The organism is Acinetobacter sp. 24-47-64, from assembly GCF_057737055.1.
The window spans coordinates 2,195,866-2,211,064 of record NZ_CM173215.1; the positions used below are offsets into that span (position 1 = coordinate 2,195,866).

15 protein-coding genes and 3 tRNA genes are annotated in these 15,199 nt (G+C 38.7%); 10 read left to right on the forward strand and 8 right to left on the reverse strand.

Annotated elements, in window-relative coordinates:
- Nucleotides 1-50: 50 nt before the first annotated feature.
- A complete protein-coding gene (locus tag AC1M85_RS10480; RefSeq protein WP_481613687.1) occupies nucleotides 51-449 on the reverse strand; it encodes a hypothetical protein in 399 nt (132 codons plus the stop codon).
- A gap of 187 nt (nucleotides 450-636) precedes the next feature.
- Between AC1M85_RS10480 and radA the strand changes: the two genes are divergently transcribed.
- Together radA and AC1M85_RS10490 are read left to right on the forward strand one after the other, a co-directional pair.
- On the forward strand, nucleotides 637-2,025 hold the full coding sequence (radA, locus tag AC1M85_RS10485; RefSeq protein ID WP_488213034.1) for a DNA repair protein RadA: 1,389 nt from the start codon (nucleotides 637-639) through the stop codon (nucleotides 2,023-2,025).
- A 131-nt stretch (nucleotides 2,026-2,156) separates the two neighbouring features.
- Nucleotides 2,157-3,161 (forward strand): Tim44 domain-containing protein, encoded by a 1,005-nt coding sequence (locus AC1M85_RS10490; RefSeq protein ID WP_092765963.1) that lies wholly within the window; start codon nucleotides 2,157-2,159, stop codon nucleotides 3,159-3,161.
- Nucleotides 3,162-3,396: 235 nt separating this feature from the next.
- On the opposite strand, the gene AC1M85_RS10495 is transcribed toward AC1M85_RS10490, so the two are convergent.
- Nucleotides 3,397-4,584, reverse strand: a complete 1,188-nt coding sequence (locus AC1M85_RS10495) for a trypsin-like peptidase domain-containing protein (protein ID WP_180028696.1) — start codon at nucleotides 4,582-4,584, stop codon at nucleotides 3,397-3,399.
- Between the two features lie 170 nt (nucleotides 4,585-4,754).
- Between AC1M85_RS10495 and AC1M85_RS10500 the strand changes: the two genes are divergently transcribed.
- The 6 genes from AC1M85_RS10500 (at nucleotide 4,755) to AC1M85_RS10525 (ending at nucleotide 7,711) form a co-directional block, all read left to right on the forward strand.
- The gene (locus AC1M85_RS10500; protein ID WP_488213035.1) at nucleotides 4,755-5,513 is read left to right on the forward strand and encodes a Nif3-like dinuclear metal center hexameric protein; all 759 of its coding nucleotides are present in this window, start codon (nucleotides 4,755-4,757) and stop codon (nucleotides 5,511-5,513) included.
- 161 nt (nucleotides 5,514-5,674) lie between these two features.
- On the forward strand, nucleotides 5,675-6,301 hold the full coding sequence (locus tag AC1M85_RS10505; protein WP_092765960.1) for a superoxide dismutase: 627 nt from the start codon (nucleotides 5,675-5,677) through the stop codon (nucleotides 6,299-6,301).
- A 153-nt stretch (nucleotides 6,302-6,454) separates the two neighbouring features.
- A tRNA-Asn gene (locus tag AC1M85_RS10510) sits at nucleotides 6,455-6,530 on the forward strand.
- A gap of 6 nt (nucleotides 6,531-6,536) precedes the next feature.
- A tRNA-Asn gene (locus AC1M85_RS10515) sits at nucleotides 6,537-6,612 on the forward strand.
- A gap of 505 nt (nucleotides 6,613-7,117) precedes the next feature.
- Nucleotides 7,118-7,193: transfer RNA gene (locus tag AC1M85_RS10520), tRNA-Asn, on the forward strand.
- Nucleotides 7,194-7,234: 41 nt separating this feature from the next.
- Nucleotides 7,235-7,711: a DUF2726 domain-containing protein gene (locus AC1M85_RS10525; RefSeq protein WP_488213036.1), complete on the forward strand. Its 477-nt coding sequence runs from the start codon at nucleotides 7,235-7,237 to the stop codon at nucleotides 7,709-7,711.
- Here AC1M85_RS10525 and AC1M85_RS10530 read toward each other — a convergent pair whose 3' ends face one another.
- The 4 genes from AC1M85_RS10530 to AC1M85_RS10545 all read right to left on the reverse strand — a co-directional run bounded on the left by AC1M85_RS10530 (nucleotide 7,712) and on the right by AC1M85_RS10545 (nucleotide 10,767).
- Complete coding sequence (locus AC1M85_RS10530; protein WP_051586562.1) at nucleotides 7,712-7,942, reverse strand: hypothetical protein; 231 nt, start codon at nucleotides 7,940-7,942, stop codon at nucleotides 7,712-7,714.
- Nucleotides 7,943-8,054: 112 nt separating this feature from the next.
- A complete protein-coding gene (locus tag AC1M85_RS10535) occupies nucleotides 8,055-9,278 on the reverse strand; it encodes an alpha/beta hydrolase family protein (protein WP_488213037.1) in 1,224 nt (407 codons plus the stop codon).
- 108 nt (nucleotides 9,279-9,386) lie between these two features.
- Nucleotides 9,387-10,265 (reverse strand): 4-hydroxybenzoate octaprenyltransferase, encoded by an 879-nt coding sequence (gene ubiA / locus AC1M85_RS10540; RefSeq protein ID WP_488213038.1) that lies wholly within the window; start codon nucleotides 10,263-10,265, stop codon nucleotides 9,387-9,389.
- 10 nt (nucleotides 10,266-10,275) lie between these two features.
- Entirely contained in the window at nucleotides 10,276-10,767 is a 492-nt protein-coding gene (locus AC1M85_RS10545; RefSeq protein ID WP_092765955.1) for a chorismate--pyruvate lyase family protein, read from the reverse strand.
- 159 nt (nucleotides 10,768-10,926) lie between these two features.
- Here AC1M85_RS10545 and AC1M85_RS10550 point away from each other — a divergent pair, with 159 nt between their 5' ends.
- Nucleotides 10,927-11,841 carry a polysaccharide deacetylase family protein gene (locus AC1M85_RS10550; protein ID WP_488213039.1) on the forward strand — a complete coding sequence of 305 codons (915 nt, stop codon included), beginning with the start codon at nucleotides 10,927-10,929 and terminating at the stop codon, nucleotides 11,839-11,841.
- A gap of 30 nt (nucleotides 11,842-11,871) precedes the next feature.
- On the opposite strand, the gene AC1M85_RS10555 is transcribed toward AC1M85_RS10550, so the two are convergent.
- Nucleotides 11,872-12,150 carry a hypothetical protein gene (locus AC1M85_RS10555; RefSeq protein ID WP_180028688.1) on the reverse strand — a complete coding sequence of 93 codons (279 nt, stop codon included), beginning with the start codon at nucleotides 12,148-12,150 and terminating at the stop codon, nucleotides 11,872-11,874.
- 96 nt (nucleotides 12,151-12,246) lie between these two features.
- Nucleotides 12,247-13,662 (reverse strand): type I glutamate--ammonia ligase, encoded by a 1,416-nt coding sequence (gene glnA, locus AC1M85_RS10560; protein WP_171076768.1) that lies wholly within the window; start codon nucleotides 13,660-13,662, stop codon nucleotides 12,247-12,249.
- Nucleotides 13,663-14,614: 952 nt separating this feature from the next.
- Here glnA and AC1M85_RS10565 point away from each other — a divergent pair.
- Nucleotides 14,615-15,199 carry an anthranilate synthase component II gene (locus AC1M85_RS10565; RefSeq protein WP_092765952.1) on the forward strand — a complete coding sequence of 195 codons (585 nt, stop codon included), beginning with the start codon at nucleotides 14,615-14,617 and terminating at the stop codon, nucleotides 15,197-15,199.

The following is a 15,199-nucleotide window of genomic DNA, read 5'->3' on the forward strand; positions in this document are numbered from 1 at the left end:
ATAGAATTAAACCAATAAAAAAGCCTCATTGATGAGGCTTTTTTATCTTTTCACGAAAATTTCTGATCATTCAAATTTTGTTTTTCCTCTTGATCCTTTGCAATTTCTTCCGCAACCTCTAAGCTCAATACAAAAAATAGAACATGTTCAATTTTCATATTGCCTTGTTCATCTTCAAGATAATTTTTAACCAGCTGATACTGCTTATTTTGCTCATCAAAAGGAATATCTAGATATAGGTCACCCAGATAGCTATCAATTTCATCCTCACCTGACAAACCTAGACATGGCTCAAATTCAATTTCATGTTGTTCAAGCCATGTAATCACAAGATCTCGAATATTTTCTTCCTCATTCTGATCATCCGTGTAATTCTCAAAATGAATAAACAGCACATCACGCTGTATTTCACGTGCGATGGCATCAATATGTTGGGCGTACAAGCGCATATCAAATAACTCAGTCGATTCTTGATATGAGTATAAATTAATTCATGATCGCTTTAATTCAATATCTCGTTAAAGCACACGTCATGACTTGTCTTATTGTTTTTAAATTTGATCAATATTTTTTTGTTTTCGCGACCTTTACTCAGTATGCTCAGCATATAGAAAATCACAAAACCTATATCAAGTTATGGCTAAAGCAAAAAGTGTATATCGCTGTGAACAATGTGGCGCAGATCATCCTAAATGGGCAGGTCAATGCTCAGAATGCGGAGAATGGAACAGTTTAGTTGAAGTCACCATTGCCCCAGCGATTACGCATCGCGCAAATCCAAAAGTTGCAGGCGGTTATGCTGGTCAAGCAGCATCAATCACTACATTGAATCAAGTTTCAGTTTCTCACGAAGCACGTTTAGCAACAGGGATTGGAGAATTTGATCGCGTTTTAGGCGGAGGGCTTGTTACTGGTTCAGTTGTACTGATCGGTGGTGACCCTGGTATTGGTAAATCAACAATTCTTTTGCAGACGGCAACCCATATGGCTGCCGCGAAAAGTTCCGCCCTATATGTCACTGGTGAGGAATCTTTATCTCAAGTTGCATTACGTGCCAATCGTTTGGATCTTCCAACTGATCAATTAAAAGTGATGGCTGAGACGTGCGTAGAGCGTATTTGCGAAGTATTAGCGCATGAACGACCTGCTGTCGCGATCTTAGACTCGATTCAAACTTTATACACTGAAACTTTACAGTCTGCGCCAGGCGGCGTTTCTCAAATTCGAGAATCTGCAGCCCTTCTGACACGTTTTGCGAAGAACAGCGGAACAGCTTTATTTATTGTGGGTCATGTGACCAAAGAAGGTGCTTTAGCTGGCCCTCGTGTTTTAGAACACATGGTCGATTGCGTACTTTATTTTGAAGGTCAATCTGATTCACGTTATCGAATGATTCGAGCTGTTAAAAATCGTTTTGGTGCAGTCAATGAACTCGGTGTTTTTGGGATGACTGATAAAGGGCTTAGAGAGGTTGCCAATCCCTCAGCCATCTTTCTTAGCCGATATGATGAAGCGATTCCTGGTTCTATCGTCATGATTAGTCGAGAAGGCACACGTCCACTCTTAGTTGAAGTGCAAGCCCTAGTAGATGACGCGCATGGTCAACCTCGCCGTGTTGCATTGGGTCTTGAGCAAAACCGTTTGAATATGCTACTCGCCGTCATGCACCGTCATGGTGGTGTTCAAACTTCTGGTCAAGACGTATATGTGAATGTTGTTGGTGGCTTAAAAATTACTGAAACAGGTTCAGATCTCGCCGTCTTATTGGCCTGTGCTTCAAGTTTGAGAGCAAAAGCACTCCCTCAGCAATTGGCTGTATTTGGCGAAGTGGGATTATCGGGGGAGATTCGTCCCGTACCTAACGGGCAGGAACGGTTGAAGGAAGCAATTAAGCACGGGTTTAAATATATTATAGTCCCTAGAGCGAATGCACCACAAAAGGATATTCCTGGTGTTCGCATTATCGCCGTTGCCCGTCTACATGAAGCTTTAACTGAAGCGATGAGCTTAGCGGATGAACATTAATTCAGCTGATCAATTTATTTAACTATACACTGTGTATGAATACTGAAAAAAATTGAGGTTTAAGTTGAAATTTAAGCCAAAAGACTGCATAAATACAGTGTGAAATTAACTTTTTAAAATAGGAATTTTAGATGGAAGTTCGACAGCGTAGTTTAGTTGCGGGTATTTTAATGGCGACACTCATGGTAGCGCCTTTTGCAGAAGCAAAACGTGCTGGTGGTGGTAAAAGCCATGGTATGAGCCGTTCTGCTGCTCCAACCCAATCATATCAGCAACCACGTCAAGCTACTCCTGCCCAACAACCTGCTGCTCCAGCGACTGCGCCTCAAAAGTCTGGTCCTGGTGTGGGTGGTATGGTCGCTGCTGGTGTTGCTGGTGCTGCAATTGGTGCAGTCGCAGCAAATGCTTTAGCAGATGATGATACTGTTCCAGCAAGTCAAGCAGAAGTTGCTGCACAACCTGAGGAAGAAGGTGGTATCCCAAGTTGGGTATGGTTGTTGATTATTGCTGCTGCTGCGTTCTTCATCTTCCGTAAATTCGGAGCAAAAAAAAAATTAGCGGCTAACAACCCTTATGCACCAAACAGTTCAGGTCCACAATCTGCACCGTTTGGTCAAACTGCTGCACCTCGCCCTTCAGTGTCTAATGACAATACCAATATTTTTGGTCAATCTGTGGGCGGTGGCACAGCTGCATCTCAAGCGCCATTTGGTCAAGCACCACAAGCTCCTTTTGGTGCAGCAACAATGTCTAGTGGAAGTCAGCTACCTGACGGAACTGAACCAGCTGCTTTCTTACGCATTGCACGCCAACGCTTCAACCATATTCAATCAATGAATACGGCAAGTAATATTGCTGAGATTCAACGTTATTTGACGCCTGATCTTTATCAATCGATGTATAACGATATTATGGGTAACCAAGATCAAGACGTAGCTGAGTTTTCAAATCTGAATGCTATGGTTGTTGATTCTGCGACTGAAAATGGTCAATACGTTGTCAGCGTTCGTTTCACGGGTACGGTAAGTGAAGACTTAAATAGCCTTCCACAACCGTTTGCTGAAGTTTGGCATTTCGTTAAACCAGCAGGTTCTAGTCAAGATTGGTTGGTTGCGGGTATTCAACAGGAAAGCTAATTTTATTCTCAAAAAAAGCCAGTGAACCACTGGCTTTTTTTGTTTCGTACACTGTTTAATCCTTGTTGAGTGAATTCAATTTTGCATGTGTTAAAACTCTATCTCACCGTCACTTAGGAATGCATGACCGTATTTAATTATTAAATAGCAGATTTATTCAGATTCATTCAAAGGTATGAAACAATATAGAATCTAAGAATTATAAAAAAGCCCCATATTACTGGGGCTTGTTAATTTAACGACGAGGTAATGGAATATACTGGCTATTACGATCGCTGGTTTCAGCTGGTCGTTCACCAATAACCACTTCAGTATTGATGCTCTTACCTTCACGTAAAATCTCAATTTTTGCAGAGGTATTCGGTGATTGCATTGCAACATAATTAATCAATTGTGATGGATTATTGATCTCCTGATCATTTACTTTCATGATCCGATCACCGACTTTAATCTTAGCTTTATCTGCAGGACCAGACTCATAGACGCTGCTCACAATTACACCCTTCTCACGAGGTTGTAATACATCGGGTTGCGTCGGATTCGCCAAACCAATACCTAGCCACCCTCGAATTACTCTGCCTTCTTTTAATATTGAATTCAGAACTTGCTGGCAGACTTTAGCAGGAATAGCAAAACCAATTCCTAAAGAACCACCCGATTGCGAGAAAATTGCAGTATTAATCCCAATCAAATTACCTGCAACATCAATGAGTGCTCCACCAGAATTACCTGGATTAATAGCAGCATCGGTTTGAATAAAATCTTCATAGAAATTTATACCCAATCCCGAACGTTCTGTCGCAGATATGATCCCTTGCGTAACTGTTTGTCCCACGCCAAATGGATTACCAATTGCGAGTACAACATCTCCAACTTCATTTCCACTCAGTTTGAAAGGAAGCACTGGCAGTTTGTCCATTTCGATTTTAATGACTGCTAAATCCGTATCAGGATCTGTTCCAATTACTTTGGCTTCTGCTCGACGACCATCATACAAAGCCACAACAATCTGGTCAGCCTGTGCAATCACATGATTATTAGTCAGAATATAACCATCAGGTCGAACAATCACCCCCGAACCCAAACTATTTTCATTTGGTTCTTGTCCAAAACGTTCAGGTAATTGACCACCAAAAAATTCTCTAAAAACAGGATCATTTAAAATCGGATGATCCACTTTTTTTACAGTTTGTGTTGTAAAAATATTAACGACTGCAGGTGCTGCAACCTTTACCGCAGCATTGTATGACACTACTCCCCCAGAACGTGTCGTATCCACCAAAGGTTCTACTTTTTCAGCTGGCATTTTATATCCATCAGCTGCTATTTGAGGCTTTGGTTGATTTAGTTTTTGCCATGTGACAAAACTAATAATGACAATAATGAGTAACACCCATGGTAACCATGTAAAGGACCGGCGCACTTTAATATCCTCTGAGAATTTTAATTTATTGATGACAAAAGTATTTTATGACTGCATATTGTAATCAAAAAAAATTTATATACCTAAAATTGTGAAAATAGTTTTGTTCGGCTTTAGTTAAGATTAAAAATATGCTTTGATCTTTATATTTTCACAGACTTAAGAACATTATGGCAACGCTAAACGACATTATCCAATGGTGTGATCAGACCCTAAAAGCCAATGAATTTAAAGATTACGCTCCCAATGGTCTGCAAATCGAAGGTAAAACAGAAGTAAAGCGAATTGTTTGTGCTGTATCGGCTTCTCAATCAGCCATTGATGCTGCAATCGAGCTGCAAGCTGATGTTTTATTGGTTCACCATGGCTATTTTTGGAAAGGTGAGCCATCTCCTATTACAGGAATGCGTGGCAAGCGAATTAAATCACTCATTCAACATGATATTTCACTATTAGCTTATCATTTACCTCTCGATAGCCACCCTAGCTTGGGAAATAATGCTGCGATAGCAGATTTACTTCATCTTGATCAACTTGAAGCACTTGATCCGAGTGAACGTCATCCCATTGGAAATATCGGCTATTTAAAAAATGCAATGACACCAGATGAGTTTAAAGCTTTTGTGTCACAACAACTTAATTATGATGCGATACATTTGATGGCTGATAAACCAAGTATTCAAAAAGTTGGATTTTGTACTGGCGGGGCTCAAGACTTTATCACTAAAGCTGCCGAACAAAATTGCGATGCTTATATTTCAGGTGAAGTCAGTGAGCGTACCTTTTATCAAGCTGTAGAATTAGATGTGCATTATTACGCATGTGGACATCATGCGACTGAACGTTATGGTGTTCAACGACTAGGTCAAGCAATTTGTGAACAATTTGGTCTTGAATATCATTACGTTGAACTCAATAATCCTATTTAAATTGATTTAACCACGCGTTTTAAATTGGAGTGAGCTTATACGTATTAATTCACGCTTTATTCTGTATTCTTATTTATAAGTAATGCGCAAAATATAGTGAGAATCTATTACAATAAGTACACTTCGATGTAAAACCCAGCACAATGCAAGGAACTTAAAACATGACAACGATTACTTTACCAGCTCTTCCGTACGGTTACGAAGATCTTGCTCCACACATCAGCAAAGAAACTTTAGAATACCACCACGACAAACACCACAATACTTATGTTGTTAATTTAAACAACCTAATTGCAGGTACTGATCTTGAAGGTAAAACGCTTGAAGAAATCATCAAAGCTTCTGCTGGTGATGCTTCTAAAGCGGGTATCTTCAACAACGCAGCACAAGTTTGGAACCACACATTCTACTGGAATTGTATGGCTAAAAACGGTGGTGGTAAAGCGACTGGTGCTTTAGCTGCTAAAATTGACGAAGCTTTCGGTTCTTACGAAAAATTTGCTGAAGAATTTGCTGCTGCTGCTACAACTCAATTCGGTTCAGGTTGGGCTTGGTTAGTTGCTGATGAAGTAAATGGTAAACTTTCTATCATGAAAACTTCAAATGCTGATACTCCACTTGCTCACGGTAAAGTTGCTGTATTAACGATCGATGTTTGGGAACATGCTTACTACATCGACTTCCGTAACGCTCGTCCTAAGTATATTTCTACTTTCTTAGAAAGCTTAGTGAACTGGGATTACGCTAACGCAAAATATGCTGGTCAAGAAGCTGGCGTAGAAAAATAAGATTTAACCGTCTTATTAGGTTTAAAAAACCATCCTTTTAGGATGGTTTTTTTGTTATTTACATCAATTTGAGTATTAATAAATCAAACTATTCATTTCTTTACAATAATTGGTTGACGACTAGTAATTTCAACCCTAAAATGCGCATCAGATTCTCCAATAGCTCAGTCGGTAGAGCGACGGACTGTTAATCCGCAGGTCCCTGGTTCGAGCCCAGGTTGGAGAGCCAATCTAATCTCCCATAGCTCAGTCGGTAGAGCGACGGACTGTTAATCCGCAGGTCCCTGGTTCGAGCCCAGGTGGGAGAGCCAAGATTCTAAAAACCCAAGCATAATGACTTGGGTTTTTTTCTGCCTAAATTTTTGATTTGCTATAGAATTATTCTAATTTTCTAAAAAAGTCTAAAAATGAATACACCTTGGCTTAAATCACTGATTTTCTGGTCTCTACTTGTTGGCAGTCTCATCTTTATATTTCAATGCACTCAGAAATCTGAACATAATAAAGTAGCCCCTGCACTTATGTATGAACGTTTGTATCACTGCACTTCAGAATTATCCTCTGAACACACACTCCTGATTAAAAAAATTCAAAACGAGGTAAATGTGGAATCATCACAACAAACCATTATGGAACTTATGAGTTTATGCCGTAAAGCGAATCCACTGAAAAGCAAAGCAGAGTATGTCCATTTATTAAAAAAGCTATAGATCGTTTCACTTAGATTAAATTTAAATCAGTTGATTCATATTTCTAATATTTTTCAATGTTAAGGCTTGACCTCTCTTCATTTGACTCATAGAATGCGTACCAGATTCTCCAATAGCTCAGTCGGTAGAGCGACGGACTGTTAATCCGCAGGTCCCTGGTTCGAGCCCAGGTTGGAGAGCCAAGATTCTAAAAACCCACTCAATCGAGTGGGTTTTTTCTTATATGTGCTTTTATTTACGAATTCCTGTGCTTCAATCCAGTCAAATTACTTTCTTAATTATTGGTGTTATTGCAACCCTTGCCCTGCTCACCATTATCTTTCAACAATTATTTAAAAAGCCACAACGCTTTTACCCCAAACGCATTATCACCGCATTTGAAAGTAAAATGTTTTTTAGATTAAAAGAGAGTTTTCCGCAATACCATGTGCTTGCTCAAGTCGCTTTTAGCGCTTTAATCACAAACCCCAGTCTAAAGATTCGAGCTAAATTTAATCGAAAAGTGACTGATTTTGTCTTACTGGATGATCAGCTTAAAGTTGTCGCCATTATCGAGCTCGATGATCCAAGTCATCTTGGTAAGGAACAAGAAGATGCTGAGCGCGATCAAATGTTTTATGAAGCAGGATATCGAGTATTTCGCTATAACGATATCCCAAGTGTTCAAAGTCTCAAAAAAGATATTCTTGCTAAAAAATAATTAGTTCAAAGGCTCTGCTACAGACGAAGCATTCTGCTCAAGTTGCTCTTGTTTTTCTCTAGCTTCAATTCGCGCGGCTTGTTCTGCACGTAAACGATCGTACTCTGCTTTGTTTTTTGCATCACTCTTTACTGCAAAAAAAGCAATCGCAATGATAAGCAACGGGATAAGGGGGCCTAGACTTGCCAATAAAATAAATTTAGTGGTGAATTTCTTTTTTGATGAAGTCATCGACAAAACCTGAGTCATTGAGTCCGAGGCAATATAACAGAATAAAGTCACAGAAAAAACTTTAGCTTTAAGTGTCAACCAGGATGCAACACCCTAGCTGACATAGTCACGTTTAGCGCACCGGTAAATACGATTTAATAAAATCAACAACCTCTTCATTTTTCTCAACAATCGCTTGTGTATGCGATGCTCCTGCCACAATATCTAATACAATTGGAGGTTGAGTCCCCAATCCATTTAACTGATTTACTAATTGTTGTGTTACTTGATATGGGACAGCGGTGTCATTTTCACCTTGAACCACATAAACCGGTTTCATGAGTTTTTGAGTTCCAGGCTGATTATTACTTAAAAAACTACTCACCACTGGATCATTTTCAAAGCCAACCTTTAACCCAGGATAGTCCATTACTTTTTGTGTTGAATTTGATTCCAAATAAGTCTTAATGTCTTTTCTAAACTCATCAATTAATGGCATCAAGCATAGGCCATTTTCACCAGTCGACCCCTCAGCTTTCTCTGCCACAGCTTGAGACCTAGATTGGAATATCGTTGCTAATGAAAATCTAGGTTCATATGCTTTAATCCCTACACCTGTATAAGCAGCATAAGCTAATAGCTCTGAATAAATAGCGATTGCCAAATCTCTATTTTGAATTTCTATCGCTGAAATGGCATTTGGTGCGACTTGGGTAATAATGTAACCCAAACTGGATGCTGGAGCAGTCGCTACAGCCCCTTTGTAATACGGATCATTATTGGCATATTGTGCAATTCCTAATGATGCATGACCACCTTGGGATTGGCCGACAGACATCCAAGATTTATTTAATTGTGATGGATATGCTTGGTGAACTGACTTTATTGCATGAATCGCTGATTGTGCAGCACTAGATAGATGAAGATAAGGATGAATCCCTTTAACTCCCAAACCTTCATAATCAGGGGCTACAATGACATAACCTTCTTTAAGAAGGCTGTTCGCTAAAATTTCAAAATTCGAATTAAGTAAATTATTGCTTGGTGCACATTCGTCTCCAACACCAGTTGTTCCATGTGCCCATACCACCACTGGCCATCCTGCTGCTGGCTGAGCAGTCTTAGGAAACATGACCATTGCTGTAGCCTTAGTTTTCTGACCCAGAACATTCGGCATTAAATAAGTCATAATTTGGATTTTGGAAGCTTGCTCTAAACTATCTTTTTGATAAGCTTTCTCAGCAACAAACACTTTTTCTTGAAAAATATTTTTATCATCATCACTATTACAAGCCGTTAAGAGTAATGCTGCCGTACAGCACATTGCGATAACCGTTTTTTTAATTGTACTCTTCATAATTCTTTCCATTCATTATTATCACTCTCCATGAGTACTTTTAATTAAACATAAAAAAAAGCATCCGACTAGGATGCTTAATTAGTTTATTTTTATTTAATGTTAAGATTAAATTAATGCAATAAAAATCCCCATAAAGATCATCACCCCTACCCATCGGTTATGTCTAAATGCCCAGAAGCACCATTGCGGATCTTTATCACGTGTTTTGGTCCATTGATAGATGAAATCACCTACCACGAGCACTAATGCGATTAATCCAAAAGGGACAAGTATGTATTCAAGCCATAGTGCAGTACCAATTAAAATAACACTCATCGCCTGCAATAAACTGATAATTTTAATATCATTTTTTCCAAACAAAATAGCCGTCGACTTAACCCCAATCTTTAAATCATATTCGCGATCCGTAATTGCATATTGAGTATCATAAGCCACAGTCCAAGCCAAATTACCGAAATAAAGTAGCCAACACGTCCAATCCAAAGGCTTACCCATTGCAGTAAATGACATCGGTATACCCCATGAGAATGCCATCCCCAGTACCACTTGAGGTAAATGCGTATAGCGCTTCATAAATGGATAGATGAAAGCAAGTACCAGCCCAATTAAAGCACAATAAAAAGTTTCAATAGGCAGGAAAAACAATGTACAAGCACTTGCAGCAACCAGTGCGATAAACACCCAAACTGCTTCTTTTGCCGAAATCACACCTGTGGCTAATGGACGATTTTTAGTTCTTTCTACGTGTGCATCCACTTTACGATCAGCAAAATCATTAATGGCACATCCCGCTGCACGCATAAATATAGTGCCACATACGATGGCAAGCAGTGTCACTACATCAGGTATTCCACCAGCTGCAATCCACAGCGCCCATAAGGTGGGCCACAGGACTAACTCAGTACCAATTGGCTTATCGAAACGACATAAATAGTAATAAGCGCTTAAACGCTCGCGCCAGGTGATTGCTTGTGCGGTTGCCATAAAGTCTAGCTCAATGAGTTTTTATAAAACGTTCAAATGCTGGTAAAAATGTTTCTTGGACAATAAATTTACAGCCATGCCAAGTATAACAGCTCTGTCTGGTCCATCCATCCTCAAGTAAGATCACGCGACGTTGGCATTGCGGTTCTGTGCGTTGGAACAGGAATCGACCTATAGGCTGATTTCCAATATGTTGAAAGAGACGTGCTTTTTTTTGAAGGCTGGTAATTGGAAAAATAGATTTCGCTTTTACCCAAGGTTCACAATCAGAACCAAATAAATGAGTCTCTCTAACCCAAGAAGTATGCTGATGTGATACACCCATCCAGCTAGCATCATTAAAGTTTAAACGTTTAAATCGCTCTTGGATTCGTTGAACTTTAAATATTCCATCAGCTAAATCTGTCAGTTGTTGGGTAAGTGAGCCTGAGGCGTACAACCATTTTTTTAACTCAGGACACATTAATTTTTCCTGATGATTAAATTGACGGCTTTCAAGCATATTTCAGACTACCATTATTTTATACTCTCAAGTGTACCCAAGCTTTAGAACTAATGCACCAAACCTATGGTTTAGTTTAAGACATCACCCTCACACATTGCATACTGCACTCCCCCAAAAAATGCTATAAACATTCATTCGTAAACAACTTCATTAAACATGCTTAAATTTAGCTTGTACTTATTTATATCACTGTTATTTCTTTCCCAAGCTCATGCTCGTCAATTAGCACTGAGTTTTGATGATGGATTAAATCCAACTATCGATCCTACTGCTCCACACATTAATCAACAAATACTAGCGCATTTAAAAAACAAAAATATTCAATCTATCATTTTTCCAAGTTACATCAAAATCGGTGACAATGCGGGTAAAGACTTAATACGTCAATGGGATAAACACGGACACATTGTTGGCAATCACAGTGCTTTTCACGAAAATTTAAATAAACCTGAAGTTTTGGCGAAAGACGACATCAAGAGCATTAGAATTAATGAATTAGTTTTTCGTGATTTAAAAAACTATAGGAAAATTTTTAGATATCCCTATCTCAAAGAAGGCAATAATATTGCGAAAAGAGATCAAGTCCAAAACTGGTTAAAACAAAATCATTACCAGCATGGTGGTGTCAGTATTGATGCAAGTGACTGGTTTTATAATCAAAAATATCTAGCGTATCTAAAAGCAGGAAAAACGTCACACATTAAAAGATTGAAGCGTGCTTATATTGATCATCTTCTTGATCGAGCTGAATATTATGACTCACTCGCATTGCAAACCCTTCAACACTCTCCTCAACATGTATTGTTACTCCATACGAATGCGATTAATGGACAGTTTCTAGGCGAGATCATTCTAGCCTTAGAAAGCAAAGGTTGGAAAATAATCAATGCAACAGATGCTTATACTAATCCACTATATAAGAATTTCAGCTCTAATATCCCCGCTGGAGAGAGTATTATATGGTCTATCGCCAAGAGCCAAAATATTGAAAATTTAAGATATCCTGCTGAGGATGCACCTTATGAGCGTGAAAACTTACTCAAATATGACTTGGATGATCACAAGGAATAAATCTTATTTTTTAGGCGCAGACACACACATTCAAGCACTGTCTGATTTTGCAATCACTTCAAATTTACCTTGTGCTGTTTTTACTAAAATAAAACCTTCGGCACTGATATAAAATTCATTTGGATAATCAAATTGTAAAGCCAAATCAGGATTTCTCAGTTCAAGAAATTGTGCCTGTTTATAGCCTTCCATGGTTCTGCCAACTTCCAAATAGGTCACTTCAGAAAAATTGAGCTTAAATCCTTTTTCGTGGTCACTTGGATCATTCCAAGGAAAAAATCCCGTGTGCTTTTTACGTGGCTTTGCCATGAAATATTTCTCATATTTGACTACATTTATTTTAACTCAAAACACAAAAAAACCCGCGCATTGCGCGGGTTTTTTACAGCGAAATTCGTGAACGAATTACAGGCTGTAGTACATATCAAATTCAACTGGGTGAGTTGTCGTATTAAGACGACGAACTTCTTCAGTTTTAAGCTCAATGTAAGCATCAAGCATTTCTTTAGTGAATACGCCACCTTTAAGAAGGTAATCGTGATCCGCTTGAAGAGCTTCTAAAGCCATATCCAAGCTGTGTGCAACTGTAGGAATTTTTGCTTCTTCTTCAGGAGGTAGATCATACAAATTCTTGTCTGAAGCTTCACCTGGATGAATCTTGTTTTGAATACCGTCGATACCCGCCATTAACAATGCAGCAAAACCTAAGTACGGGTTCATCATTGGATCTGGGAAACGTGCTTCAATACGTTTACCTTTCGGGCTAGAAACGTATGGAATACGGATAGAAGCTGAACGGTTACGCGCTGAGTAAGCAAGCATAATTGGCGCTTCATAATGTGGCACTAAACGCTTATACGAGTTTGTAGAAGGGTTAGTAATCGCATTTAATGAGCGTGCGTGCTTGATGATACCGCCAATGAAATACAATGCCATTTCTGAAAGGCCTGCATATTCATCACCAGCAAACAAGTTCTTGCCGTCTTTAGAAATTGACATATGAACGTGCATACCAGAACCGTTATCACCAACCATTGGTTTAGGCATAAACGTTGCAGTTTTAGCATATTGATGAGCAACGTTCCAAACAGCATATTTAAACTGTTGTACTTCATCAGCTTTACGAACCATTGTGTTGAAGCTCACACCAATTTCTAATTGGCAAGATGCAACTTCATGGTGATGTACTTCTACACGACCTGGCCCCATGATGTCTTCAATTTTCGCACACATTTCTGCACGCATATCGTGGTGAGAATCAACTGGAGGCACTGGGAAGTAACCACCTTTAACGCGTGGACGGTGGCCTGAGTTACCTGATTCGTAAGAATTACCTGTAGACCAAGCAGCTTCTTCAGCGATTAATGTATGGCGAGCACCAGACATATCGATGTCCCATTTAACTTCGTCAAATACGAAGAATTCTGGTTCTGGACCAAAGAAAGCAGTATCACCAATACCAGTAGATTTTAAATATTCTTCTGCACGGCGAGCAATTGAACGTGGGTCACGGTCATAACCTTGACCAGTAGATGGCTCAATAACATCACAAGTCACCACTACAGTTGGCTCTGCAAAAAACGGGTCGATAAAACCTGTTTCAGCATCTGGACGTAAGATCATGTCAGACGCTTCGATACCTTTCCAACCAGCAATTGAAGAACCGTCGAACATTTTACCATCTTCAAAAGTATCTTCATCGATAGTATCTGCTGGGTAAGTAACATGTTGTTCTTTACCCTTAGTGTCCGTAAAACGGAAGTCTACCCATTTTGCGCCACTTTCTTGGATGAGTTGTAGGACCTTGTTCGCCATGCTCATTTTGCTCCGATGATTTTTTGTTGCACATTTAGTGCGTGTTAGTAGTTGGTAGTTTTAAAGCAATTACCGTACCAACTTTTAAAAGCAAAGCTAAAATCTTGAAATCCTTATCAGATTAACAGCTTTATTCACTTTGCTTTGCGACTATTATACTGTGCTTAAAACTAAATGCACCATATTCAGGCACAGTTCATCGCAATAAAAAATATTTATTTACAACCTGTACCAAAATGGTGCATCTCAGAGCATGATCGTTTAATTATTAAACTTAAAGTCAAGTTTATTCAGGGATTTAATTACCTAATTTACCAAACGATATATTTTATAAATTTTTATAAATTAGAAAAATGGATCAAATTTTCAGACACATGCGTTTAACACATTGTTTTATATATCATTAAATAAAAAATTTTAATATTTTATTTTTATTTGAAAGACAAATAATCCAACTCAATCATAACTTTATTAATACACATCGAGCCATGATAAATCTAAATTTTGTGCATCATATTAGTTCAGTAAAATTAAATATCTTAGATAAATGATGTAAAAGTGAACGACCGCGAGACTAAATCTTATAAATTATAAATTTACTGAGTGCATTTTGTTTGTTTGTTTTTAACACAAATCTCACTCATCAAACACAATGATTAAAAAAACTTATGAATAACACGTATGAGCTTTTAGATTCAGATCAATATTTCATTTATTAGCGCTATTCACCTAGAACCATTCATTCACACATTAATTTGATTTAAGTGATCAATATTGCTGATGTTTTGAACCCCAAAATTTAACCTGCGCTGATAAAAGAATCTGCTATGATAACTGCCACTTAATCGCTTTGAGTTACTAGACAAGGATGCAGTCAACACCCTGTGATGCATCTTATCAATGTGAATAACAAAGCTAAATTAAGTTAAATTATAAATTTCAAGAGGTTAAGCTTAAAATGCTTCTGATGATCGACAACTATGACTCTTTTACCTACAACATTGTCCAATATTTTGGCGAGTTAAATCAGGAAGTAAAAGTGGTCCGTAATGATGCCGTGACTTTGGAGGATATTGAGCGATGGCAACCAAAATATCTCGTCATTGGACCTGGTCCCTGCTCTCCCTCTGAGGCCGGTATTTCAATCCCAGCGATTCAACACTTTTCAGGCAAGATTCCACTGCTTGGGGTGTGCTTAGGTCACCAAAGTATCGGGCAAGCATTTGGTGGAGATATTGTTCGTGCAAAAAAAGTAATGCACGGGCGTTTATCTGACATGTACCACTCTGATCAAGGGATCTTTAGCAATCTACCCTCTCCATTCTCAGCGACTCGCTATCACTCTTTAGTCATTGATCAAGCGACTTTACCTGAATGTTTAGAGGTGACGTGTTGGACCAATGAAGAAGATGGTTCTATGGAAGAAATTATGGGTGTGAAACATAAAACCCTTCCCGTTGAAGGTGTTCAGTTCCATCCAGAATCGATACTCAGCCAACATGGCCACAAAATTTTCCAAAACTTCTTAGAAATTTATGCGTAA